Origin of the sequence: Moorena sp. SIO2C4 (assembly GCF_010672485.1) — a bacterium.
GTDB lineage: Bacteria > Cyanobacteriota > Cyanobacteriia > Cyanobacteriales > Coleofasciculaceae > Moorena > Moorena producens.
In genome coordinates this window covers 1-1,040 of record NZ_JAAHGN010001583.1, presented here as the reverse complement: position 1 = coordinate 1,040, position 1,040 = coordinate 1, and the positions used below count along the sequence as shown (strand labels likewise).

Below are 1,040 nucleotides of genomic sequence, written 5' to 3'. Positions count from 1 at the left end.
TCGCGCCTCCAAGGCCGGGTTCCCCGGCCTTGGGTCGCGCCTCTGGTTGAGGCGTCGGGGACGCGCGCGGGAAGCCCGAAAGACGAATAAAACCGTCCCTGAGTTGACCTGAGAATTGGAAGCCCCAACCTCAGCGAAGCAGGTTGGGGTACTTCACGCTAGTAGCGGTGATACCAAGTATTTCTTGAGATTTTTCCAAAACTTGATCAGGGTCAAAGGGTTTAGTGAGGTACATATCTGTGCCGACCTCTTTGCCCTTTTGTTTATCAAACTCCTGTCCCTTAGCCGTTAGCATGATCACATAAATATCTTTGATACACAGAACATTTTTGATCTGATTACAGACATCAAAACCACTCATTTTCGGCATCATTAAATCTAGAAATACCAGATTAGGTTGCTCTGACTTAACTTGCTCTAGAGCATCTTCACCATCCTCAGCGGTGAGTAATTCTACCCCTTCATCTTCCAGGTCTTCCAGGGTTTGCTCGATCAGCAGTCTCATATAAGGTTCATCATCAACGATCAAGATTTTTTTAGTCATAGAGTAGTCTGCTGGGTAAAGCATTACCTGTTTCTACACCAATTAATTTACTTGATCAAGTGAGGTATTCCGGATGCTTTGCTAGTAAATCGGTAGGGTGTTTTAGGCATTGATTAATTAATCAGGGATAAGTATTCAAGCCGACACGATCTGAAAGTCGCTGTAGCTAAAGTACGACAAAAAAGTCCCCACACCAAATGGCAATGGGGGCAATACTGCAGTTGCTATCGTTGCCTGAAACTAATAATGCCCTGTATCAAAACCTGATCAAGCCAACAGTCTTTTCACTGTTTAACTGATCGGGGAGTTTGAGGGGTCTATCCATCCCCATCCCTATGCACGGATGGGGATGGATAGACCCCTTGCCGTAGGCCACGCTACGCGAACAAATATTTAGCGATGACTTGACGACTTATCGCCAAATATATATTCCTCTTTTGTCACTCTCCGAGAAGTAAAATAAGAGAATAAACAGATTGGGTAGCTCAAAGGTAGA

1 protein-coding gene is annotated in these 1,040 nt (G+C 44.9%); it reads right to left on the bottom strand.

The features are described 5' to 3' along the window. Nucleotides 1-130: 130 nt before the first annotated feature. Entirely contained in the window at nt 131-544 is a 414-nt protein-coding gene (locus F6K20_RS39685; RefSeq protein ID WP_044495885.1) for a response regulator transcription factor, read from the bottom strand. Between the last annotated feature and the right edge of the window lie 496 nt (nt 545-1,040).